The sequence below is a fragment of the Novacetimonas maltaceti genome (assembly GCF_002906255.1).
Lineage (GTDB): Bacteria > Pseudomonadota > Alphaproteobacteria > Acetobacterales > Acetobacteraceae > Novacetimonas > Novacetimonas maltaceti.
The window spans coordinates 17950-36189 of sequence record NZ_POTC01000023.1 but is presented as its reverse complement, the minus strand read 5'-3'; the positions used below and the strand labels follow the sequence as shown (position 1 = coordinate 36189).

The following is an 18240-nucleotide window of genomic DNA, read 5'->3' as shown; positions in this document are numbered from 1 at the left end:
GGTCAGGCGCGTGCGCGCAGCAGGATCGCGCCGAAGCCGATGAAGATGCCCCCGGTCACCCGGTTGAACGCCCGCTTGAGTGCCGGGCGTTCCAGATAGGCCGCCATCTTGCGGCCCCCCAGCGCATAGACCATGTACCACCCCGTCTCGATCGTGGCGAAGGTCGCGACGAGGATGGAAAACTGCGGCAGTTTCGCGGCGGCGGGGTTGATGAACTGCGGGAAGAACGCAGCCGCGAACAGCAGGAGCTTCGGGTTGCTGATCGCCACGAGGAACCCGCCGCGGAACAGCGCGAATGGCGTCGTGCCGGCGGGATCGGGTGCGGCCTCGCCATCGCCCTGCGGCGGCGCATCGCCAGCGTCGGCGCGCCATGCCCTGATGCCGAGGAAGACGAGGTAGCACGCACCCGCCACGCGCAGGACGCCAAACAGCCTTGGCGACGCGGCGAGGGCCGCGCTGAGCCCCGCGGCGGAAGCGCCGAGTGCGACGAGCAGCGCGAGCAGGCATCCCGCCATGGTCGCGGTGGTGCGCCGCACCCCGAAATGGACGCTGCGTGTCAGCACATGCAGCATGTTGGGGCCGGGAATGGCGCACAGAAGGAAGACGGCGACGGAAAACAGCCACCATGAATGAAGGGTCATCACGCGGTCCTGCGGGGCGTGCCATGGCCATTGGGCCATGGGGATGCATCATGTGGGAAGGATACGAAAAAACCCGGCCGCATGCACGGCCGGGTTTCCATCATGGCGGCCCGTGGGGCCGCCCGGCGACTGCCGTGATGCCTTACGCGGCCTTGAGCTGCGCTTCGGCGAATTCGTAGTTCGCCAGCTTGTCGAGGTAGTTGACGATGTAGTCGGGGCGACGGTTGCGGAAGTCGAGGTAGTAGGAGTGTTCCCACACGTCGAGGCCCAGCAGCACCTTGCCCTGGCCTTCGGCCAGCGGGTTGGAGCCATTGGCCGTCTTCGTCACCTTGAGCTTGCCATCGGGGCCAAGGACCAGCCATGCCCAGCCGGAGCCGAACTGCGACGCGGCGGCGGCCTTGAAGTCGGCCTTGAACTTCTCGATGCTGCCGAAATCCTCAACCAGCTTCTTGGACACGGATTCGGGCATCTCGCCGCCCTTGGGCGACAGGTTCTGCCAGAACAGGATGTGGTTCCAGTGCTGTCCCGCATTGTTGAACACGGGGGCCTGTGCCGGGTCACCCTTGACCGCCAGGATGATTTCTTCCAGCGACTTGCCCTGCAGTTCGGGCTTGGATTCGACAAAGCCGTTCAGCGCCGTCACATAGGCCTGATGGTGCTTGTCATGATGCAGTTCCAGCGTTTCCTGGCACATGCCACGCGCGGCAAGCGCATTGTAGGCGAAGGGAAGGGAGGGCAATTCGAAAGCCATGAACGTTCTCCTGGCGATTGCAAAAGGCGGTATCGCACCGCTACCCCTAAACAGCTATGGGCGCACGGCGGGTGCGTCAAGTCACGCGCCACGGCGCGGTACCATCGTAACGCATGGACCCCTAACGTCATGACCCCTGTCCGGGATGCACAACACCCCACTGATGGCCTGTCGGAATGCGGCGCGATTGCGCGGCGTTTCGACCCGGACCGTTTCCTGTGCGCGCTATTCATGCCCGCCCCCGTGCGGGAGGCGGCGATGACGCTGATCGCCTTCAATCACGAGTGCGTTCGCGCGCTCTCGACTCCTGCCTCATGGTCGGTGGCGGGGCCGATCGCGGGGATGATCCGGCTGCAATGGTGGCGCGACGTGATCGATGGTGGCGACCCGCAGCGCCATCCGGTGGCCATCGCGCTGGTCGAACTGCTGTCGCGTGGCGCAGTAAGGGCGGACAGTGTGCGCGGCATTGTCGATGCGCGTGAATGTGAACTCGACGGGCTGCCGGACTGGCCCGCGTGGCGCGACAACATGCGCGCGGGCGCGGGCGGGCTGCAGCGTGCCATGGCCCAGGCGCTGGGCTGTTGCGACGATGCGGTATGCGATGCGGTGGCGGAACTTGGCGCGGTCTATGGCGCGGGCGCGCTGGCGCGGCATCTGGGGATGGTGCTGCGTTCGGGGCGGTGTCCCCTGCCTGATGAGGCGCTTGAGACCGTGGGGCTAAGCCGCGATGGCGTGCGCGACGGGTATGCCACCCCGGAACAGATAGGAAAGCTGCATGGCCTTCTGTGCACCGAAGGGGAGGCGTTTCATGCCCGCGCCCTGACGCTTGCCCCACGCCTGCCGCGTGCCATCCTGCCCGCCGCCCTGCCCGCCGTGCTGGGGCGGCGCGACCTGAAGGCCGGTGGAGGAGAGGATGGTGCCGCGCGCGGCATTGGCGACCGGCTGGCGGTCATGGCCGCGATGGCGCGTGGGCGGGTCTGAATTAAGGAGCAAAAGTTTTTGGGTGCCGCCTTTTTTCAAAAAGGCGGCGTTTCTTGAAGCTTTTTGACAAAAGCTTCACCAAAAACTTTTGGTTTTAAAAAGAGATTACGGCGTGTCGTCGTTGGCGACCATGTCTTCCATGACGGCGAACAGGGACGAATAATCCTCGTTCGGGTAACGGCGGCGCGTCAGGCTCAGCGACTGCGTGGCGGCGGCGGTCGCGGGCATCGGGGCCATCTGGCGCGCGGCGTCGGTCATCAGCAGGCGCATGTCCTTCTGCATCAGGCGCGTGGGGAACTGCGGGCTGAAATCCCCGGCCTTCGCGGCCTTGAGCTTGCGCTTGTGATGCGGCGAGATGACCGGCACGGCGTCAAGCGCATCGAACAGCATGTCGCGCTCCAGCCCGCTTGCCAGCCCATAGGTGACCCCTTCGGCCACGACCGCGAGCGTGGCGCCCATGATGCCGTTGATGACCAGCTTCAGCTTCGACCCGCTGCCCGATGGGCCGGCATGGATCGTCAGCCGCCCGATGGCGTCGAAGATGGGCTGCGCGCGCGCGACATCTGCGGCATGACCGCCCACCAGCACGACGAGGTTGGCGGATTCGGCCTCCGGAGTGCTGCCCGCCACCGGCGCGTCAAGCACCGTGACCCCGATCGCCGCCCCCTGCGCCGCCAGGGCTGTGGAGGTTTCGGGCGCGACCGAACTGGTATTGATCAGCAGGCCGCCCGCCTTCATGCCCGCAAGCGCGCCGTCAGGGCCGGACATGGACTGCTCCAGCGCCTCGTCATCGGGGACGCAGGCGATGACGATGTCCGCTTCCTGCGCCAGCGCGCGGGGCGTGGGCAGGAACGGCACGTCGCCATCGCCGCCCTTGCCCGACGGGGTATAGGCCGCGATGCGGTATCCCGCCTTGCGCAGGTTGGCACCCATGCGGCAGGCCATGGCGCCGAAGCCGATAAAGCCGATCAGGGAGGACATCGGTAAAACTCCTGTCTTGTTCATCCAGCGAATGAAGGCCCGTCATGTGGGCATGATCGGGGCAAGCTTGCCCAATGGGGGCGGGGATGTCACGCGGGCGATGGGAGGCGGGGCCGCGCGGTCGCGCAAAGATGATGCGCAAGACCCCCCCGTGTCTGTGGCAAGGAAGGGCAGAGCCGTTAAGTGTCCGCCTTGCTGGAAAAATCCATGACGACGTCCGCCCCGACGCCTGCCCCCGTGCCTGCCCTGCCTTTCTTCGACAGCCTTGCCGCGACCCTGCGCGATGTCGCCCCGATGCCGGTGGGCATCGTCTATCCCTGCAGCGCCATCGCCCTGCGCGCGGCGTGCGAACTGCGGCGGCGCAATCTTGCGCGGCCGGTGCTGATCGGGCCGGTCGCGCGGATTCGCGCCATTGCGGAGGAAGGGGCGCTCGACATTTCGGGCTGCCGCCTTGTGGACGTTGCCGATGACGCGCAGGCCGCGCAGTGCGGCGTGCGCATGGCCCGTGAGGGCGAGGTCGCGATCCTGATGAAGGGCGCGCTGCATTCGCGGGTCTACCTGCATGAAATCGGCCACCATGACAGCGGCCTGCGCACCGAACGGTGGATGAGCCATGTCTACATCCTCGACCTGCCGGGGGTGGGGCGGCCGCTGCTGGTCAGTGACGGGGCGGTCAACATCGCGCCGGACCTCGACGTGCGGCGTGACATCGTGCGCAACGCCATCGACCTTGCGCACATGCTGGGCATCGCATGTCCGCGCGTGGCGCTGCTCTCGGCGGTGGAGACGGTCAATCCCGGCCTGCAGTCCACGCTGGATGCGGCCATCATCTGCAAGATGGCGGACAGGGGGCAGATCACCGGCGGCATCGTCGACGGGCCGCTTGCGCTCGACAACGCCCTCAGCGCGGAGGCCGCGCGCTGCAAGGGCGTGCGCTCGCCCATTGGCGGGCAGGCCGACATCCTGATCGTGCCGGACCTTGAATCGGGCAATATCCTTGCCAAGCAGATGACCTTCCTTGGCGGCGCGCAGGCGGCGGGCATCGTGATCGGCGCGCGCGTGCCCGTGGTCCTGACCAGCAGGGCGGATTCCCTGTCCACGCGCCTGCTGTCGTGCATGGTGGCCGTGGCGATGGTGCGCAAGGGATACCGCATTGCGCGCCCCGGCGCGGACGGTGCATGAATGCAGTCCATGGAATGCAGATATGCGCCGCGATCCTTTTCCCTCTCACAAAGATGATGCGCCACAATGGCCCTGCCGATGGCATGAGGAATGACTGTCGCTGTCAGGCCTGTCCGTGCCCTGTGCGTCTGTACCGTCCCGTCGCGGGGCGGACGCGCGCACGGCCCGGGTGGGGCGGACGGTATTTTCCGCGCGCCGGACATGGCGGGACGCGGGAACATGAAATCCGGCGTGGCTTGGCTGCCGGGGGTGCCCCCCGTGCCGCGGTCCCGCGCCACCGGCAGGCTGCCCGGAGCGCACGATTGCAGCCATGACGCCACTGCCCGACGCCGAAGCGGAGAATATCATGACCTCTCAGCCTACTACTGCCGATTCCACCTATGATGTCGTCCTTGTCGGCGGCGGTATCATGAGCGCAACGCTCGGCGTGATGCTCAAGCAACTCGAACCCAACCTGTCGATCGCGCTGTTCGGGCGCCTTGACGACGTTGCGCTGGAAAGCTCCAACGGATGGAACAATGCCGGCACCGGCCATTCCGCGCTGTGTGAACTCAACTACACCCCCATGGGCGCGGGGGGCGAGATCGATATTTCCAAGGCCGTCAACGTCAACGAGGCCTTTCAGGTTTCGCGCCAGTTCTGGTCCTACCTGACCGAAAGCGGCCTGATCGCCTCGCCGCGCGACTTCCTCAACCCCATCGCGCACATGAGTTTCGTGTGGGGGCCGGAGAATGTCGATTTCCTCCAGCGCCGCTACAACGCGCTGAAGGACCATCCGCTGTTCGCGGGAATGTCCTACTCCACCGATACGGCGCAACTGGCGCAGTGGATGCCGCTGGTGATGGACGGGCGCACGGGCGGCACGCCGCTGGCGGCCACGCACCACCCGGCGGGCACGGACGTCAATTTCGGCGCGCTGACGCATCGCCTGGTCGATATCCTGACCGGTGGGCCGGGCTTCGACCTCAACCTCGCGCATGAGGTGACGGGCCTGCGGCAGTCCGGGTCGGGGTGGACCGTGTCCGTGCAGGGCATGCACGACGGCGCATCGCGCGATGTCGCGGCCAGGTTCGTGTTTGTCGGCGCGGGTGGCGGTGCGCTACCGCTGCTGCAGAAAAGCGGCATCCCGGAGGCGCGCGGCATTGGCGGCTTCCCCGTCAGCGGGCAGTTCCTGCGCTGCACCAACCCCGAAATCGTCGCCCGCCACCATGCCAAGGTCTATGGCAAGGCCTCGGTGGGCGCACCGCCGATGTCGGTGCCGCACCTTGATACCCGCGTGATCGACGGGAAGGAGGGGCTGCTGTTCGGCCCGTATGCGGGCTTCTCCACCAAGTTCCTCAAGCAGGGGTCATGGCTGGACCTGCCGCGTTCGATCCGCATGGACAATATCGGCGCGATGCTGGCGGTGGCGCGTGACAACATGCCGCTGACGAAATACCTGATCCAGCAGGTCATGCAGTCGAGCGAGGACCGCATGAAGGCCCTGCGTGATTTCGTGCCCGGCGCGCGCAGCAGCGACTGGGAACTGATTACTGCGGGACAGCGCGTGCAGGTCATCAAGAAGGATCCGGTCAAGGGCGGCGTGCTGCAGTTCGGGACCGAGGTGGTGACCGGGGCGAACGGCACGATCGCGGGCCTGCTGGGCGCATCGCCGGGGGCGTCCACGGCCGCGCCGATCATGCTGTCGGTCATCCAGCGCTGCTTTGCCGACCGCCTGCCGCAGTGGGAAGACCGCCTGCGCAAGATGATCCCGTCCTATGGCAAGCGCCTGTCCGATGATGCCGCGCTGTGCGCGCGCACCCGCGACTGGACGCGCCAGACACTCCAACTCGAAGGCTGATTTCACGTGTGGCGCAGTTGTCTGTGCCTGTCCCCCAGGGGGAAGGGCACAGGGGACGGCCGCACATGAAAGGAAATCATTCGGAATTTTGTGGTGAAGCTTTGTAAAAAGCTTCAGAAAACGTCGCCTTTTAAAAAAGGCGACACAATGAAACCTTAATTTTTCTTAATATAGTCTTGTGAAATGGCCGTCATTCTTCCGGCAGGTCGCTCAGATGGTCGGCCGGATGGCGGACCGGGGGCGCCGGGTTGGACCGGTTGGCGCGATTTTCGATCTGCCGACGGGTAAAATGCGACGCGATGTCGGCAAGTTCGATGAACTGGTCCGCCTGCCGGCGCAGTTCATCGCCGATCAGCGGCGGCGTGGTCTTGATGGACGCGATGACCGTCGTGCGCACGCCCTGGCGCTGCACCGCCTCCAGCAGGCGGCGGAAATCCGCATCCCCGCTGAACAGCACGGCATGGTCGATCTTTGGCGCCATCTCCAGCATGTCCACCGCAAGTTCGATGTCCATGTTGCCCTTCACGCGGCGGCGGCCCGTATGGTCGGTATATTCGCGCGCCGTCTTCGTCACGAGGAAATAGCCGTTATAGACAAGCCAGTCCGTCAGTGGCTTGAGCGGGGAATATTCTTCCGTCTCCAGCACTGCGGAATAGTAATAGGCGCGCAGTACGTTCGACTTGGAACGGAAAAATGACAGCAGCTTACGATAGTCGACCTCAAAACCGAGGTTGCGCGACGCTGAATACAGGCTGGTTCCATCAATAAAAAGACAAAGCCGTTCCTGAGGCTGAAAGAACATTAGTAGGTGTCCCTGAAAGAGGTAGCTTGGTATGCCCGGATGACGATATGAAATTCCAATGGTGGTGGTCGTGGTCCGTCCGTCATCAGGAGAATGCCGGGGTGGTTGGCGCCCGGCATGACATTGTCCATACCGATGTAGTCTTAAAGTTTGAGATAACAAATCACCCAGTCATGTTCCAGTCATGTTATTGTTCATGGCATGGATACGCACGATATGGTGCCGGGTTCCGGCGGGCATTCAGCAGGCATCCTTGTGGCGGTCGGGGCGAACCTGCCCCGCCACACAGGGGAAGGGCCATTGCAGACATGCCACTGGGCTGTGGCGGAAATAGGGCACATTGACACAATTCGGGTGGAGGCGGTCTCCTGCTGGTATGAAAGCGCGCCAATCCCGCCGTCGGGGCAGCCCCCTTATGTCAACGGGATGGTGCGACTGAGTGGCAATATCACACCCGAAGCCCTCCTGTCTGCCCTGCAGGAGATCGAGGCGCGGGCCGGCCGGGTGCGCACTGTCGCCAACGCCGCGCGCCCGCTTGACCTCGACATCATCGCGATGGGCGGGCTTGTGCGCGCGGCCCCCGATCCCATCGTGCCGCACCCGCGTGCATGCGCGCGGGCCTTCGTCCTGCTGCCGCTGCGCGATGTCGCGCCCGACTGGCGCGATCCCGTCAGCGGGGAGGGGATCGACACCCTGCTGGCCCGCGTGGCGGACCAGCAGGTCACCCGCCTGCCGGGCTGAAGGCGTAACAGCGTGCTTGCGTTGTGGGACGGGGGGGAGTATTCCATCTTGTTCCACCGATATATTGTTCCATAGAGAAACCGGAGTCTGGCCTGATGGCACGCGTCACTGTCGAGGACTGCGTTGAGCGGGTTCCCAACCGTTTTGAACTGGTGCTGCTGGCGGCCCAACGCGCCCGCGCCCTGTCGCGCGGCGAAGAACTGACGATCGATCGCGACAACGACAAGAATCCCGTCGTCGCCCTGCGTGAGATTGCGGACCAGACGATCAGTCTGGACCAGGTCAAGAGCGACCTGCTGCGTTCGCTGGCCCGCGCGCCCGAGCCCGAGCCCGCCGATGAGGAGGTCGTGGACCTGATCCCGACGGAACAGAACATCTTCGGCCTGCAGGATGTCTCCGCCGAGGAGGAAGCCCGCCACACGGCAGGCATGACGGCAGAGGAACTCGAGGCCACGATCGAGGCGGAACTCGGCGGTCGGGGTTCGCGATAGCACTTTTGACGGAAGGGGACGGATGTGACGGATCGGGTCGGCTCTGAAACGGCGGCTTCCCTCACGTCCCCTGCCATGCCCGCCACGCAGGCGCCTGCATCCGCCACGACGGATGCCGTCCCGGCCGTGGCGGCGCAGGATACGCCGCCCGCCACCGGGCGCGCCATTTCCTGTGACGGGCTGATCCGCCGCATCCAGGCCTATGACCCCGGCGCGGACATCGACCTGATCCGCCGCGCATTCGACGTGGCGTACAGGGCGCATGAAGGGCAGGCCCGCGACAACGGCGATCCCTACATCACGCACCCGCTCGCGGTGGCGAACATCCTTGCCGGGTTCCGGCTGGACACCGCCTCCATCGCGACCGCGCTGCTCCATGACACGATCGAGGATACCGGCGTCACGCAGGCGCAGTTGCGCACGCAGTTCGGCGCGACCATCGCGGAACTCGTCGATGGCGTGACCAAGCTGACCCGGCTGGAACTCCAGTCCGACCGCACCAAGCAGGCGGAGAATTTCCGCAAGCTCGTCCTTGCGATGTCCAAGGACATCCGCGTGCTGATCGTCAAGCTTGCGGACCGGCTGCACAACATGCGCACGCTGCATTACGTGCAGCGCCTTGACCGCCGGCAGCGCATCGCGCGCGAAACCATGGAAATCTATGCCCCGCTTGCCGATCGTATCGGCATGGAGAAGGTGAAGGTCGAGCTTCAGAACCTTTCCTTCGCGGAGCTTGAGCCCGAAGCGATGGCCACCATCCGCGCCCGCCTGAACTACCTGCGCGGGCAGGGCGCGGACGTGATCGAGGAAATCCGCCACGAACTGCAGAACCTGTGCGCGGAGGCCGGGCTGAAGGGCGTGGAGGTCACGGGGCGGGAGAAGACGCCCTATTCCATCTGGGAGAAGATGCAGCGGCGCAATGTCGCGTTCGAGCAGCTGTCGGACATCATGGCGTTCCGCATCATCGTCCCCTCGCGCGAGGGGTGCTATGTCACGCTTGGCGCGGTGCATGCGGCCTATCCCGTGATCGCGGGGCGGTTCAAGGACTACATCTCCACCCCCAAGGTCAACGGTTACCAGAGCCTGCATACCGGCGTGACCCTGCGCCATCCGCGCAACCAGAAGATCGAGGTGCAGATCCGCACGGCGGAAATGCACGACGTGGCGGAAAACGGGGTCGCCTCGCACTGGCTGTACAAGCAGGGCGGCGACGGGAAGATCGAGGATGCCTCCCACGTGGTGTCCGGCCTGCGCTGGGTGCAGGACCTGCTCGACATCCTTGAGGATTCGGCCGCGCCGGATGAATTCCTCGAAAATACCAAGCTCGAACTCTATCAGGACCAGGTGTTCTGCTTCACGCCGAAGGGGCAGTTGATCTCCCTGCCGCGTGGCGCGACCCCGATCGACTTTGCCTATGCCGTGCACAGCCAGGTGGGCGACAGTTGTGTCGGCGCGCGTATCAATGGCCGCCTGATGCCCCTGCGCCACGAACTGCAGAATGGCGACCAGGTGGAGATCATGACCGCGCGTGGCGGCACGCCTTCGCCCTCGTGGGAGCGTTTTGTCGTCACGGGCAAGGCGCGGGCGCGCATCCGCCGCCATGTGGCGCTGCAGCAGCGTGAATCGCATCTCGACAGCGGGCGCGTGGCGCTGGCCAAGTCGTTCCGGCAGGAAGGCGTGGACGGGTCGGAAAAGGTGCTCGAATCCCTGCTCAAGGACCTGCGCCTGTCCTCGGTGGCGGACCTGTATGTGGCGGTGGGCAATGGCAACCTGTCCGCGCGTGAGGTGGTGCAGGCGGCCTATCCCGAACTGCGCCGCGCGCCGCGTGCGCCGCGCATGGTGCCCGGCCTGTCGATGCGTTCGGCGGAAAGCTCGACCGCTTTTTCCGCCGCCCGGCGCAAGAATGCGGCCGGCATGGCGCTGGCGGGCGTGGGTGCGGGGATGGCGGTGCATTTCGCGGGCTGCTGCCATCCGCTGCCCGGTGACCGCATTGTGGGCATCGTGTCCACCGGCAAGGGGATCACGGTCCATGCACAGGGATGCCAGACGCTGGAGACGTTCGCGGCCACGCCCGAACGCTTCATGGACCTGAACTGGGATTACGACCTGATCGCGCGCAATGCGGGGGGCACCCATGTCGGGCGGCTGAGCGTCGTGACCGCCAACGAACCTTCGGTCCTTGCGACGCTGACGAATATCGCGACCAAGCATGAGGGCGTGATGGTGAACCTGCGCATCGTCAACCGGCAGCTGGAATTCATGGAGATCCTTGCCGATATCGAGGTGCGTGACCTGCGCCACCTGTCGGCCATCATGGCGGCGCTGCGGGCGGAAACCGGCGTGGTGCAGGTCGAGCGTGCCAGGGGGTGAAGGTGTTCCGGCAATGAGGGGCGCGGGTTCATGATGATCGGGATCGGGTCGGACCTGTGCGACATCCGCCGTGTCGAGCGTGTCCTTGCCCATCACGGCGCGCGGTTCGAAAACCGGGTTTTCACCGCGCGCGAACGTGCGGCCGCCAACCGGCGTTCGGGGCAGGCGCGGCTTGGTACCTATGCCAAGCGCTGGGCGGCGAAGGAAGCCTGCGCCAAGGCGCTGGGCACCGGATTCGCCCGTGGCGTGTTCCATCGCGACCTTGGCGTGGAAAACCTGCCCGGCGGGCAGCCGGTCATGGTGCTGTCGGGTGGCGCGCGCGCGCGGCTTGCTGAAATCGTGCCGGACGGGTATGCGCCGCGCATCATGGTGACGATGACGGACGAATACCCTTATGCCTTCGCCCAGGTCGTCATCGTTGCGGATGTCGCGCCGATCGCCTGATCGTCCCATGCATGGCCGCCCATGCTTGACAGCGCATGGCCCCGTGGGCTTGATCGCCAGAATACGCGTCCGGTCCAGTATTGCGCCCGGTCGAGCACGAAGCCGGATTTATGAAGAACATGTCGAGCGATGACCCCCAGACGCCAACTGCCCTGACGAATCCCCCCGCCACGGGGACGCGCGGCATGCTGGAACTCCTGCGTACTGTCGTGGTGGCGGGGGCGATCGCGCTGTTCGTGCGCACCGCCCTGTTCGAGCCGTTCAACATCCCGTCCGGTTCGATGATCCCGACATTGCAGGTGGGGGATTATGTGTGGGTCGCCAAATACAGCTATGGCTACTCGCACTTTTCCCTGCCGCTGTCGCCCAACCTGTTCAGCGGCCGCATCTTCGGCAGCGAACCCCATCGTGGCGATGTCGCCGTGTTCCGCTTCACCAAGGATACGTCCATCGACTACATCAAGCGGGTGATCGGCCTGCCGGGTGACCGCATCCAGATGCGCGAGGGGCAGCTTTACCTGAACGGCGCCCTCGTGCCCCGCACGTCGGAAGGCGAGTATGTCGCGGTGGACGAACACCATACCCACATGGAGGGCGAGCGCTATCGCGAGGACCTGCCCGGCAGTGACGGCCGTCCCCCGGTGACGCATGACATCCTGAAGCTGACGGATGAGGGGGACAAGAACGACACCCCCGAATATGTCGTGCCGCCGGGCTATTTCTTCGTCATGGGCGACAACCGCGATGACAGCGCCGACAGCCGCTTCATGGGCGATGCGCCACAGGATCTCGGCTTCGTGCCGATGGAAAACCTCGTGGGGCAGGCGAAGTGGATCTTCCTGTCGGTGGATGCGCAGTACCCGACCTGGGAATTCTGGAAATGGCCCACGGAAATCCGCTGGGGACGCCTGTTTTCGGGGGTTCACTGATCATGGAAGCTTCCAGCAGTCCCACGGCCGAATTCGAACGGATCGAGGCGTATGTCGGCTATTCCTTCCATAACCCTGCCCTGCTGCGCGAGGCGCTGACCCATCGCTCCGCCGCCCACCAGCGCAGCAGCGCGGTCGGGCGGCGCACGCGCCAGTCTGTGGCGCGGCGTGGCGCGGGGTCGAATGAACGGCTGGAATTCATCGGGGACCGCGTGCTTGGCCTGCTGATGGCGGAATGGCTGCTCGAACGCTTCCCCGATGAGCAGGAAGGCGCGCTTGGCCCGCGCCATGCGCACCTCGTCTCGCGTACGGTGCTGGCCCGCATCGCCGAGGAGATGGCCCTGCCGTCCGCCCTTGACGTGGCGGAGCATGAGGCCCGTGCCGGCGTGCGCCAGATGGCCAATGTGCTGGCCGACGCGGTGGAGGCGATCCTGGGCGCGATCTACCTTGATGGCGGGCTGGAACCGGCCCGTGCCTTCGTGCGCCGGGCCTGGAACGATGCCATCGTGGCGCAGGCCCGCCCGCCCAAGGACCCCAAGACCGCGTTGCAGGAATGGGTGCTGGCGCGCGGACTGCCGCTGCCGGTGTACAAGGTGGTTTCCACCGACGGGCCGTCGCATGCGCCGCGCTTCGTGATTTCGGTGGAGGCATCGGGACGGCGCGGCGAAGGCGTTGCAGGCAGCAAGCGCGCCGCCGAAAGCGAGGCCGCAGCAAGGCTGCTCAGCCAGTTTGGCTGACGCCGCGTGCGCCCATGGTGGCGCGGGCACACAGAATCGAACACTCGGGACGGCCATCGCAGCCGTGGGAATGACAGATGCCGGAACATGAAGACATGACGACCCGCTGCGGTTTCGTCGCCATCGTGGGCGCGCCCAATGCGGGCAAGTCCACGCTGCTGAACCGCATGGCGGGGACCAAGCTGTCGATCGTCAGCCCCAAGGCGCAGACGACGCGGTTCCGGGTGCTGGGGATCCTGATGCGCAATAACGCGCAGATGCTGCTGGTGGACACGCCGGGCATCTTCCGCCCGCGCCGCATGCTGGACCGTGCGATGGTTGCCGCCGCCTGGACCGGGGCGGAGGATGCGGACATCACGCTGCTGATCGTCGATGCGCGCGCGGGCCTGACCGATGCGGTGCGCGAGATCGTCTCCCAACTGGCGCAGCGCAACCGCCGGGTGTGGCTGGTGCTGAACAAGACCGACCTGATGAAGCGCGAGGCGCTGCTGCCGCTGACGGCGGAACTCTCCGCCCTGCTGCCGGTGGAGCACGTGTTCATGATCAGCGCGCGTTCGGGGCAGGGGGTGGATGACCTGATGGACCGGATGGCCGCCGAACTGCCGGTGGGGCCGTACCTGTATCCCGAAGACGACCTGACGGACCTGCCCGATCGCCTGCTGGCGGCCGAACTGGTGCGTGAGCAGATCTTCCTGCAGACGCATGAGGAAGTGCCCTATGCCGCCACGGCGGAGACCGAAAGCTTTCAGGAACGCCCCGACGGGTCGGTGCGGATCGAGGTCACGATCTATGTCGCCCGCGCATCGCACAAGGCGATCCTGATCGGGGAACGCGGGTCGCGGATTCGCAGCATTGGCGAACGCGCGCGCAAGGAACTTTCGCGCCTGCTCGACCGGCCATGCCACCTGTTCCTCAATGTGAAGGAACGCTCCGGCTGGGATGAGGAACGCGCCCGCCTGCGCGCCATCGGCCTCGACGACGCCTGAGACCCCGATGCACGATCCGTGGCGGCGTGTATGATTGCCGCATTATCGGTATCGTGTGCTTGTGAGGGGGGCGAAGCCCCTATATGACATGTGCTGCGTCGGCGCTGCCGTCACTGGCGGGCGGCGGCCTGTCGCCTGTGTCTTATTTCCTGTTGTGTTCGAGGGCCAATGACAAATCCGCTGACAGATCATGCCCCAGACAATGCCCCCGGTTACCGCCGGGTCCTGCTGAAGGTTTCGGGCGAGGCCCTGATGGGCGGCGGGTCCTACGGGATCGATCCCGCAACCGTCGATGGAATCGCCGCCGACGTGGCCGCGGTTGCGCGCACTGGCGTGGAGGTGTGTCTGGTTATCGGGGGTGGCAACATCTTCCGCGGTGTCGCGGCCGCCGCCCGTGGCATGGACCGTGCGCAGGGTGATTACGCGGGCATGCTCGCCACGGTGATCAATGCGCTGCTCATGCAGAATTCGCTGGAACGCCAGGGTGTCGCCACCCGCGTCATGAGTGCGATCCAGATGTCGTCCATCGCCGAACCCTATATCCGCCGCCGCGCCGTGCGGCATATGGAAAAGGGGCGCGTGGTGATCTTCGCCGCCGGCACCGGCAACCCGTTCTTCACCACCGATACGGGGGCCGCCCTGCGTGCCGCGGAAATGGAATGCAGCGCCCTGTTCAAGGGGACGCAGGTCGATGGTGTCTATTCCGCCGACCCGCGCAAGGTGCCCGATGCGCGCCGTTACGATACGCTGACCTATCGCGATGTGCTGGCCAATGACCTCAATGTCATGGATGCGGCCGCCATCAGCCTTGCGCGTGAAAACAAGCTGCCGATCGTGGTGTTCAATATCCATGAAAAGGATGCGTTTTCGCGCGTTATGCGGGGCGAGGGACGCTTTACCACGATCGTGGCCTCGGACTGAGGCGCACACCCCGCACGAATAGAGTCGCATTGCGGTCGAACGCGACCGTCTGAGGAATGTTGGGAGGGCCAAGGTGTCTGTCGATCAGAAAAGTTTGCTGGCGGATATAACCCGTCGCATGGATGGCGCGCTGGAAAGCCTGCGTCGTGATTTTGCCGGCCTGCGTTCGGGCCGCGCGAGTCCGGCGCTGCTGGAACCGGTGCGCGTGGAAGCCTATGGCGGTGAAGTTCCGCTGACGCAGGTTGGCTCCATCGCCGTGCCGGAGGCGCGGATGCTGACGGTGCAGGTGTGGGACCGCTCGCTTGTCGGTGCGGTGGAACGCGCGATCCGTGACAGCGGACTGGGCCTGAACCCGGCGGCTGATGGCCAGACCGTGCGCGTGCCCATCCCCCAGTTGACCGAGGAACGCCGCAACGAACTGGCGCGCGCGGCGGGCAAGTATGCCGAAAACGCGAAGATCGCGGTGCGCGGCGTGCGTCGTGACGGCATGGAACAGACGCGCGGGCAGGAAAAGAAGGGCGAAATCAGCCAGGATGACGTCAAGGTCTGGTCCGATGCGATCCAGAAGCTGACGGACCAGTATGTGAAGCGTGTTGACGAACTGCTCGCGGAAAAAGAACGCGAGATCAAGCAGGTCTGACCCCCGCATGTACCCAGTTGCCGGGGGACGGCGTGCAGGGATCGTGCCTGTCCATGTGGCGATCATCATGGACGGCAACGGGCGGTGGGCGGCATCGCGCGGCCTGCCGCTGCTTGCCGGGCATCGCGCCGGGGCGGAGGCGGTGCAGCGCTGCATCCGTGCGGCTGTGGCCGCCGGGGTGAAGTGGCTGACGCTTTACGCATTTTCCTCCGAAAACTGGCGGCGCACCCCGCAGGAGGTGGCCGACCTGACCAGCCTCCTGCGCTACTACCTGCGCTACAAGGTGGCGGAGCTTGCGGCGAAGGGGGTGCGTATCCGCATCATCGGCGACCTGTCGCGCTTTGCCCCCGACGTGCGCGCCGAAGCCCGCCGTGCGGAGATGGAGACCGCTTCCAACACGGTGCTGACGGTGGTGCTTGCCCTGTCCTATGGCGGGCGTGCCGACATCGTGCAGGCGGCGCTGCGCATGGCGAAGGCCATTGACGCGGGCACGCTGGCGGCCTCGCAGGTGGACGAGGATACGTTCGGCGGCTTCCTGATGACGGCGGACATGCCCGATCCCGACATCGTGGTGCGCACGAGTGGCGAAAGCCGCCTGTCCAATTTCCTGTTATGGCAGTCGGCCTATGCCGAACTGATATTCATAGAGACGCTGTGGCCTGATTTTGATGCCGGGCATTTCGATGCCGTGCTTCAGATCTATTCCCGGCGCGAAAGGCGCTTCGGTGCAAGACCGGTCTGATACCACTCCCCCTACCGTCATTGCGTTTCCTTCGGCCCCCCGGCCGCCGGGTGGCGGGTCGGGGCGCGGGTGGAAGGACCTGCGCGCGCGCGTCCTGTCCGCGCTGGTGATCGTGCCGCTTGCCGCCCTGTGCGTGTGGGCGGGCGGCGTCGCCTATGCCGTGATGATCGTGCTGGCGATGGTCGGCATGGCGTCCGAATGGGGGCGGATGTTTTCGCTGTCCGCGCGCAGTTGGCGCGGCGTGCTCTACCTCATATGGCCGCTGGCCTGTGCCGCTGCGGCGCTCGGCGGGCAGTGGGGCGGCGCGTTCCTTGTCATGGGCGCGGGATTCGTCTTTGGCCCGGCCCTGTGGGGCGGGCAGGTGGCGATCGGCTGCGCGGGGGTATCGCTTTTGTGGCTGCGGTTCATGACGCATCCGGGCGCGGGTGTCGTCCTGTTCGTCGTGGCGTGTGTCGCGCTGAGCGATACGGGGGCCTACCTTACGGGCCGGGCCGTTGGCGGCCCGAAGCTCGCGCCGCGTATCTCTCCGGCCAAGACATGGTCGGGATCGGTGGGCGGCCTGCTGGCCGCGATTGCGGGGGGCGCGACGATCGCGACCCTGCTGCCCGATGCGATGGCGGGGGCCGCGGTGCGCGGTGCGATGATGGGCGGTGTCATGGCGATCGCGGCGCAGGTGGGCGACCTTGCGGAAAGCGCGCTCAAGCGTGCGCGCGGCGTCAAGGATTCCGGGACGATCATCCCGGGGCACGGCGGCCTTCTGGATCGGTTTGATGGATTGCTGGTGGCGGCACCGCTGGCTGCATTGATTTCGCTGGGGGCAGCGGCGGGCGCTGCTTTCTGGTATGTCGGCCTGCGCTGAGCGCGGTCGCAATGAAAAGAAGATTGGGGAAATCGGTAGGATGAAGACAGTTTCCGTTCTGGGCAGTACCGGCAGCATCGGCTGCTCCACTGTGGATCTGCTGTTGCAGGCGCCGGAGCGGTTCCGCGTCGTGGCCCTTGTCGGGGGGCGCAATGTCACGAAGTTGGCCGAACAGGCCCGGGCGCTGGATGCCGAATACGCCGTCATCGCCGATGAAACCCTGGTGGGGGAGCTTGAGACCCTGCTGGCCGGGACATCCACGCGGGTGTCCGGCGGGCGTGAGGCGGTGATCCGCGCGGCGGGCGTGCCGGTGGACTGGACCATGGCTGCGATCACCGGGGCCATCGGGCTGGAACCCACGCTGGCGGCGGTGCGCAATGGCGGGTGTGTGGCGCTGGCGAACAAGGAAGCGCTGGTCTGCGCCGGCGACGTCATGCTGCGCGAGGTGCACCAGGCGGGGGCGACGCTGCTGCCGGTCGATTCGGAACATAACGCCATTTTCCAGTCCATGGCCGACCGGCAGGTGGACCAGGTGGAGAAGATCGTGCTGACGGCATCGGGCGGCCCGTTCCGCCGCGCCAGCATCGAGGAGATGGAGAAGGCCCCGCTCGAAGCCGCGCTGAAGCACCCGACATGGAGCATGGGGGCCAAGATCACCATCGATTCTGCGACGATGTTCAACAAGGGCCTGGAACTGATCGAGGCGGCGCGCCTGTTCGACATGACGGAGGACAGGATCGGCGTCATCGTCCACCCGCAGTCGGTGGTCCACAGCATGGTCCAGTACACCGATGGCAGCATCATCGCGCAGCTTGGCTCCGCCGACATGCGCATTCCCATCGCGCACACGCTGGCGTGGCCGAAGCGCATGGCGACGAATTCCCCGCGCCTTGACCTTGCCGCCATGTCACGGCTGGATTTCGAGGAACCCGATGAGGAGCGTTTCCCCGCGCTGCGCCTTGCGCGGGAATCGCTGCGGGCGGGGGGCGCTGCCTCCGCGATCCTGTCGGGCGCCAATGAAATTGCCGTGGAGGCCTTCCTTAATCGTAAAATCGGCTTCCGGGATATTGCGCGGGTTGTCGAGGATGTGATGCAATCACTTGGAAACCAGAAAGCGGACACGCTGGAGCAGGTCCTGCGCTGGGATGAGGAGGCGCGACGCCTCGCCCGGGCCACGATCACGGCGCGGGCTGCATAAGACG

At 65.8% G+C, this 18240-nt stretch carries 19 protein-coding genes; 15 read left to right on the top strand and 4 right to left on the bottom strand.

What is annotated here, in order from left to right; translation table 11 throughout:
- Window positions 1-2 precede the first annotated feature (2 nt).
- Complete coding sequence (locus KMAL_RS09500; protein WP_110095485.1) at window positions 3-641, bottom strand: LysE family translocator; 639 nt, start codon at window positions 639-641, stop codon at window positions 3-5.
- A gap of 142 nt (window positions 642-783) precedes the next feature.
- Window positions 784-1392: a superoxide dismutase gene (locus tag KMAL_RS09495; protein ID WP_110095463.1), complete on the bottom strand. Its 609-nt coding sequence runs from the start codon at window positions 1390-1392 to the stop codon at window positions 784-786.
- Window positions 1393-1521: 129 nt separating this feature from the next.
- On the opposite strand from KMAL_RS09495, the gene KMAL_RS09490 reads away from it, so the two are divergent.
- Complete coding sequence (locus KMAL_RS09490) at window positions 1522-2373, top strand: squalene/phytoene synthase family protein (protein WP_110095462.1); 852 nt, start codon at window positions 1522-1524, stop codon at window positions 2371-2373.
- 105 nt (window positions 2374-2478) lie between these two features.
- Here KMAL_RS09490 and KMAL_RS09485 read toward each other — a convergent pair whose 3' ends face one another.
- Complete coding sequence (locus KMAL_RS09485) at window positions 2479-3354, bottom strand: NAD(P)-dependent oxidoreductase (RefSeq protein WP_180999788.1); 876 nt, start codon at window positions 3352-3354, stop codon at window positions 2479-2481.
- Between the two features lie 207 nt (window positions 3355-3561).
- Here KMAL_RS09485 and KMAL_RS09480 point away from each other — a divergent pair, with 207 nt between their 5' ends.
- Window positions 3562-4536, top strand: a complete 975-nt coding sequence (locus KMAL_RS09480; protein WP_110095484.1) for a bifunctional enoyl-CoA hydratase/phosphate acetyltransferase — start codon at window positions 3562-3564, stop codon at window positions 4534-4536.
- Between the two features lie 346 nt (window positions 4537-4882).
- A complete protein-coding gene (locus KMAL_RS09475) occupies window positions 4883-6376 on the top strand; it encodes a malate:quinone oxidoreductase (RefSeq protein ID WP_110095483.1) in 1494 nt (497 codons plus the stop codon).
- 190 nt (window positions 6377-6566) lie between these two features.
- On the opposite strand, the gene KMAL_RS09470 is transcribed toward KMAL_RS09475, so the two are convergent.
- Complete coding sequence (locus tag KMAL_RS09470) at window positions 6567-7178, bottom strand: LabA-like NYN domain-containing protein (RefSeq protein WP_110095460.1); 612 nt, start codon at window positions 7176-7178, stop codon at window positions 6567-6569.
- A 201-nt stretch (window positions 7179-7379) separates the two neighbouring features.
- Here KMAL_RS09470 and folK point away from each other — a divergent pair, with 201 nt between their 5' ends.
- The 12 genes from folK to dxr all read left to right on the top strand — a co-directional run bounded on the left by folK (window position 7380) and on the right by dxr (window position 18236).
- Window positions 7380-7919, top strand: coding sequence for a 2-amino-4-hydroxy-6-hydroxymethyldihydropteridine diphosphokinase (gene folK / locus KMAL_RS09465; protein WP_110095459.1), 540 nt, complete (start codon window positions 7380-7382; stop codon window positions 7917-7919).
- A 95-nt stretch (window positions 7920-8014) separates the two neighbouring features.
- A complete protein-coding gene (gene rpoZ, locus KMAL_RS09460; protein ID WP_110095458.1) occupies window positions 8015-8410 on the top strand; it encodes a DNA-directed RNA polymerase subunit omega in 396 nt (131 codons plus the stop codon).
- A gap of 75 nt (window positions 8411-8485) precedes the next feature.
- Window positions 8486-10780 carry a RelA/SpoT family protein gene (locus KMAL_RS09455; RefSeq protein ID WP_110095457.1) on the top strand — a complete coding sequence of 765 codons (2295 nt, stop codon included), beginning with the start codon at window positions 8486-8488 and terminating at the stop codon, window positions 10778-10780.
- Between the two features lie 30 nt (window positions 10781-10810).
- Complete coding sequence (acpS, locus tag KMAL_RS09450; RefSeq protein WP_110095456.1) at window positions 10811-11224, top strand: holo-ACP synthase; 414 nt, start codon at window positions 10811-10813, stop codon at window positions 11222-11224.
- A 185-nt stretch (window positions 11225-11409) separates the two neighbouring features.
- Window positions 11410-12153: a signal peptidase I gene (gene lepB / locus KMAL_RS09445; RefSeq protein WP_167400025.1), complete on the top strand. Its 744-nt coding sequence runs from the start codon at window positions 11410-11412 to the stop codon at window positions 12151-12153.
- Window positions 12154-12155: 2 nt separating this feature from the next.
- A complete protein-coding gene (rnc, locus tag KMAL_RS09440; protein WP_110095455.1) occupies window positions 12156-12890 on the top strand; it encodes a ribonuclease III in 735 nt (244 codons plus the stop codon).
- Window positions 12891-12967: 77 nt separating this feature from the next.
- Window positions 12968-13876 carry a GTPase Era gene (era, locus tag KMAL_RS09435; RefSeq protein ID WP_408887913.1) on the top strand — a complete coding sequence of 303 codons (909 nt, stop codon included), beginning with the start codon at window positions 12968-12970 and terminating at the stop codon, window positions 13874-13876.
- Window positions 13877-14044: 168 nt separating this feature from the next.
- Window positions 14045-14797 carry a UMP kinase gene (gene pyrH / locus KMAL_RS09430; protein WP_110095454.1) on the top strand — a complete coding sequence of 251 codons (753 nt, stop codon included), beginning with the start codon at window positions 14045-14047 and terminating at the stop codon, window positions 14795-14797.
- Between the two features lie 73 nt (window positions 14798-14870).
- Window positions 14871-15437, top strand: coding sequence for a ribosome recycling factor (gene frr, locus KMAL_RS09425; RefSeq protein WP_110095453.1), 567 nt, complete (start codon window positions 14871-14873; stop codon window positions 15435-15437).
- Between the two features lie 7 nt (window positions 15438-15444).
- Entirely contained in the window at window positions 15445-16179 is a 735-nt protein-coding gene (uppS, locus tag KMAL_RS09420) for a polyprenyl diphosphate synthase (RefSeq protein ID WP_110095452.1), read from the top strand.
- Window positions 16163-17038, top strand: a complete 876-nt coding sequence (locus tag KMAL_RS09415) for a phosphatidate cytidylyltransferase (protein ID WP_408887912.1) — start codon at window positions 16163-16165, stop codon at window positions 17036-17038. Before uppS ends, KMAL_RS09415 begins: the two co-directional genes overlap by 17 nt.
- A 40-nt stretch (window positions 17039-17078) precedes the next feature.
- Entirely contained in the window at window positions 17079-18236 is a 1158-nt protein-coding gene (gene dxr / locus KMAL_RS09410; protein ID WP_110095450.1) for a 1-deoxy-D-xylulose-5-phosphate reductoisomerase, read from the top strand.
- Window positions 18237-18240: the final 4 nt, after the last annotated feature.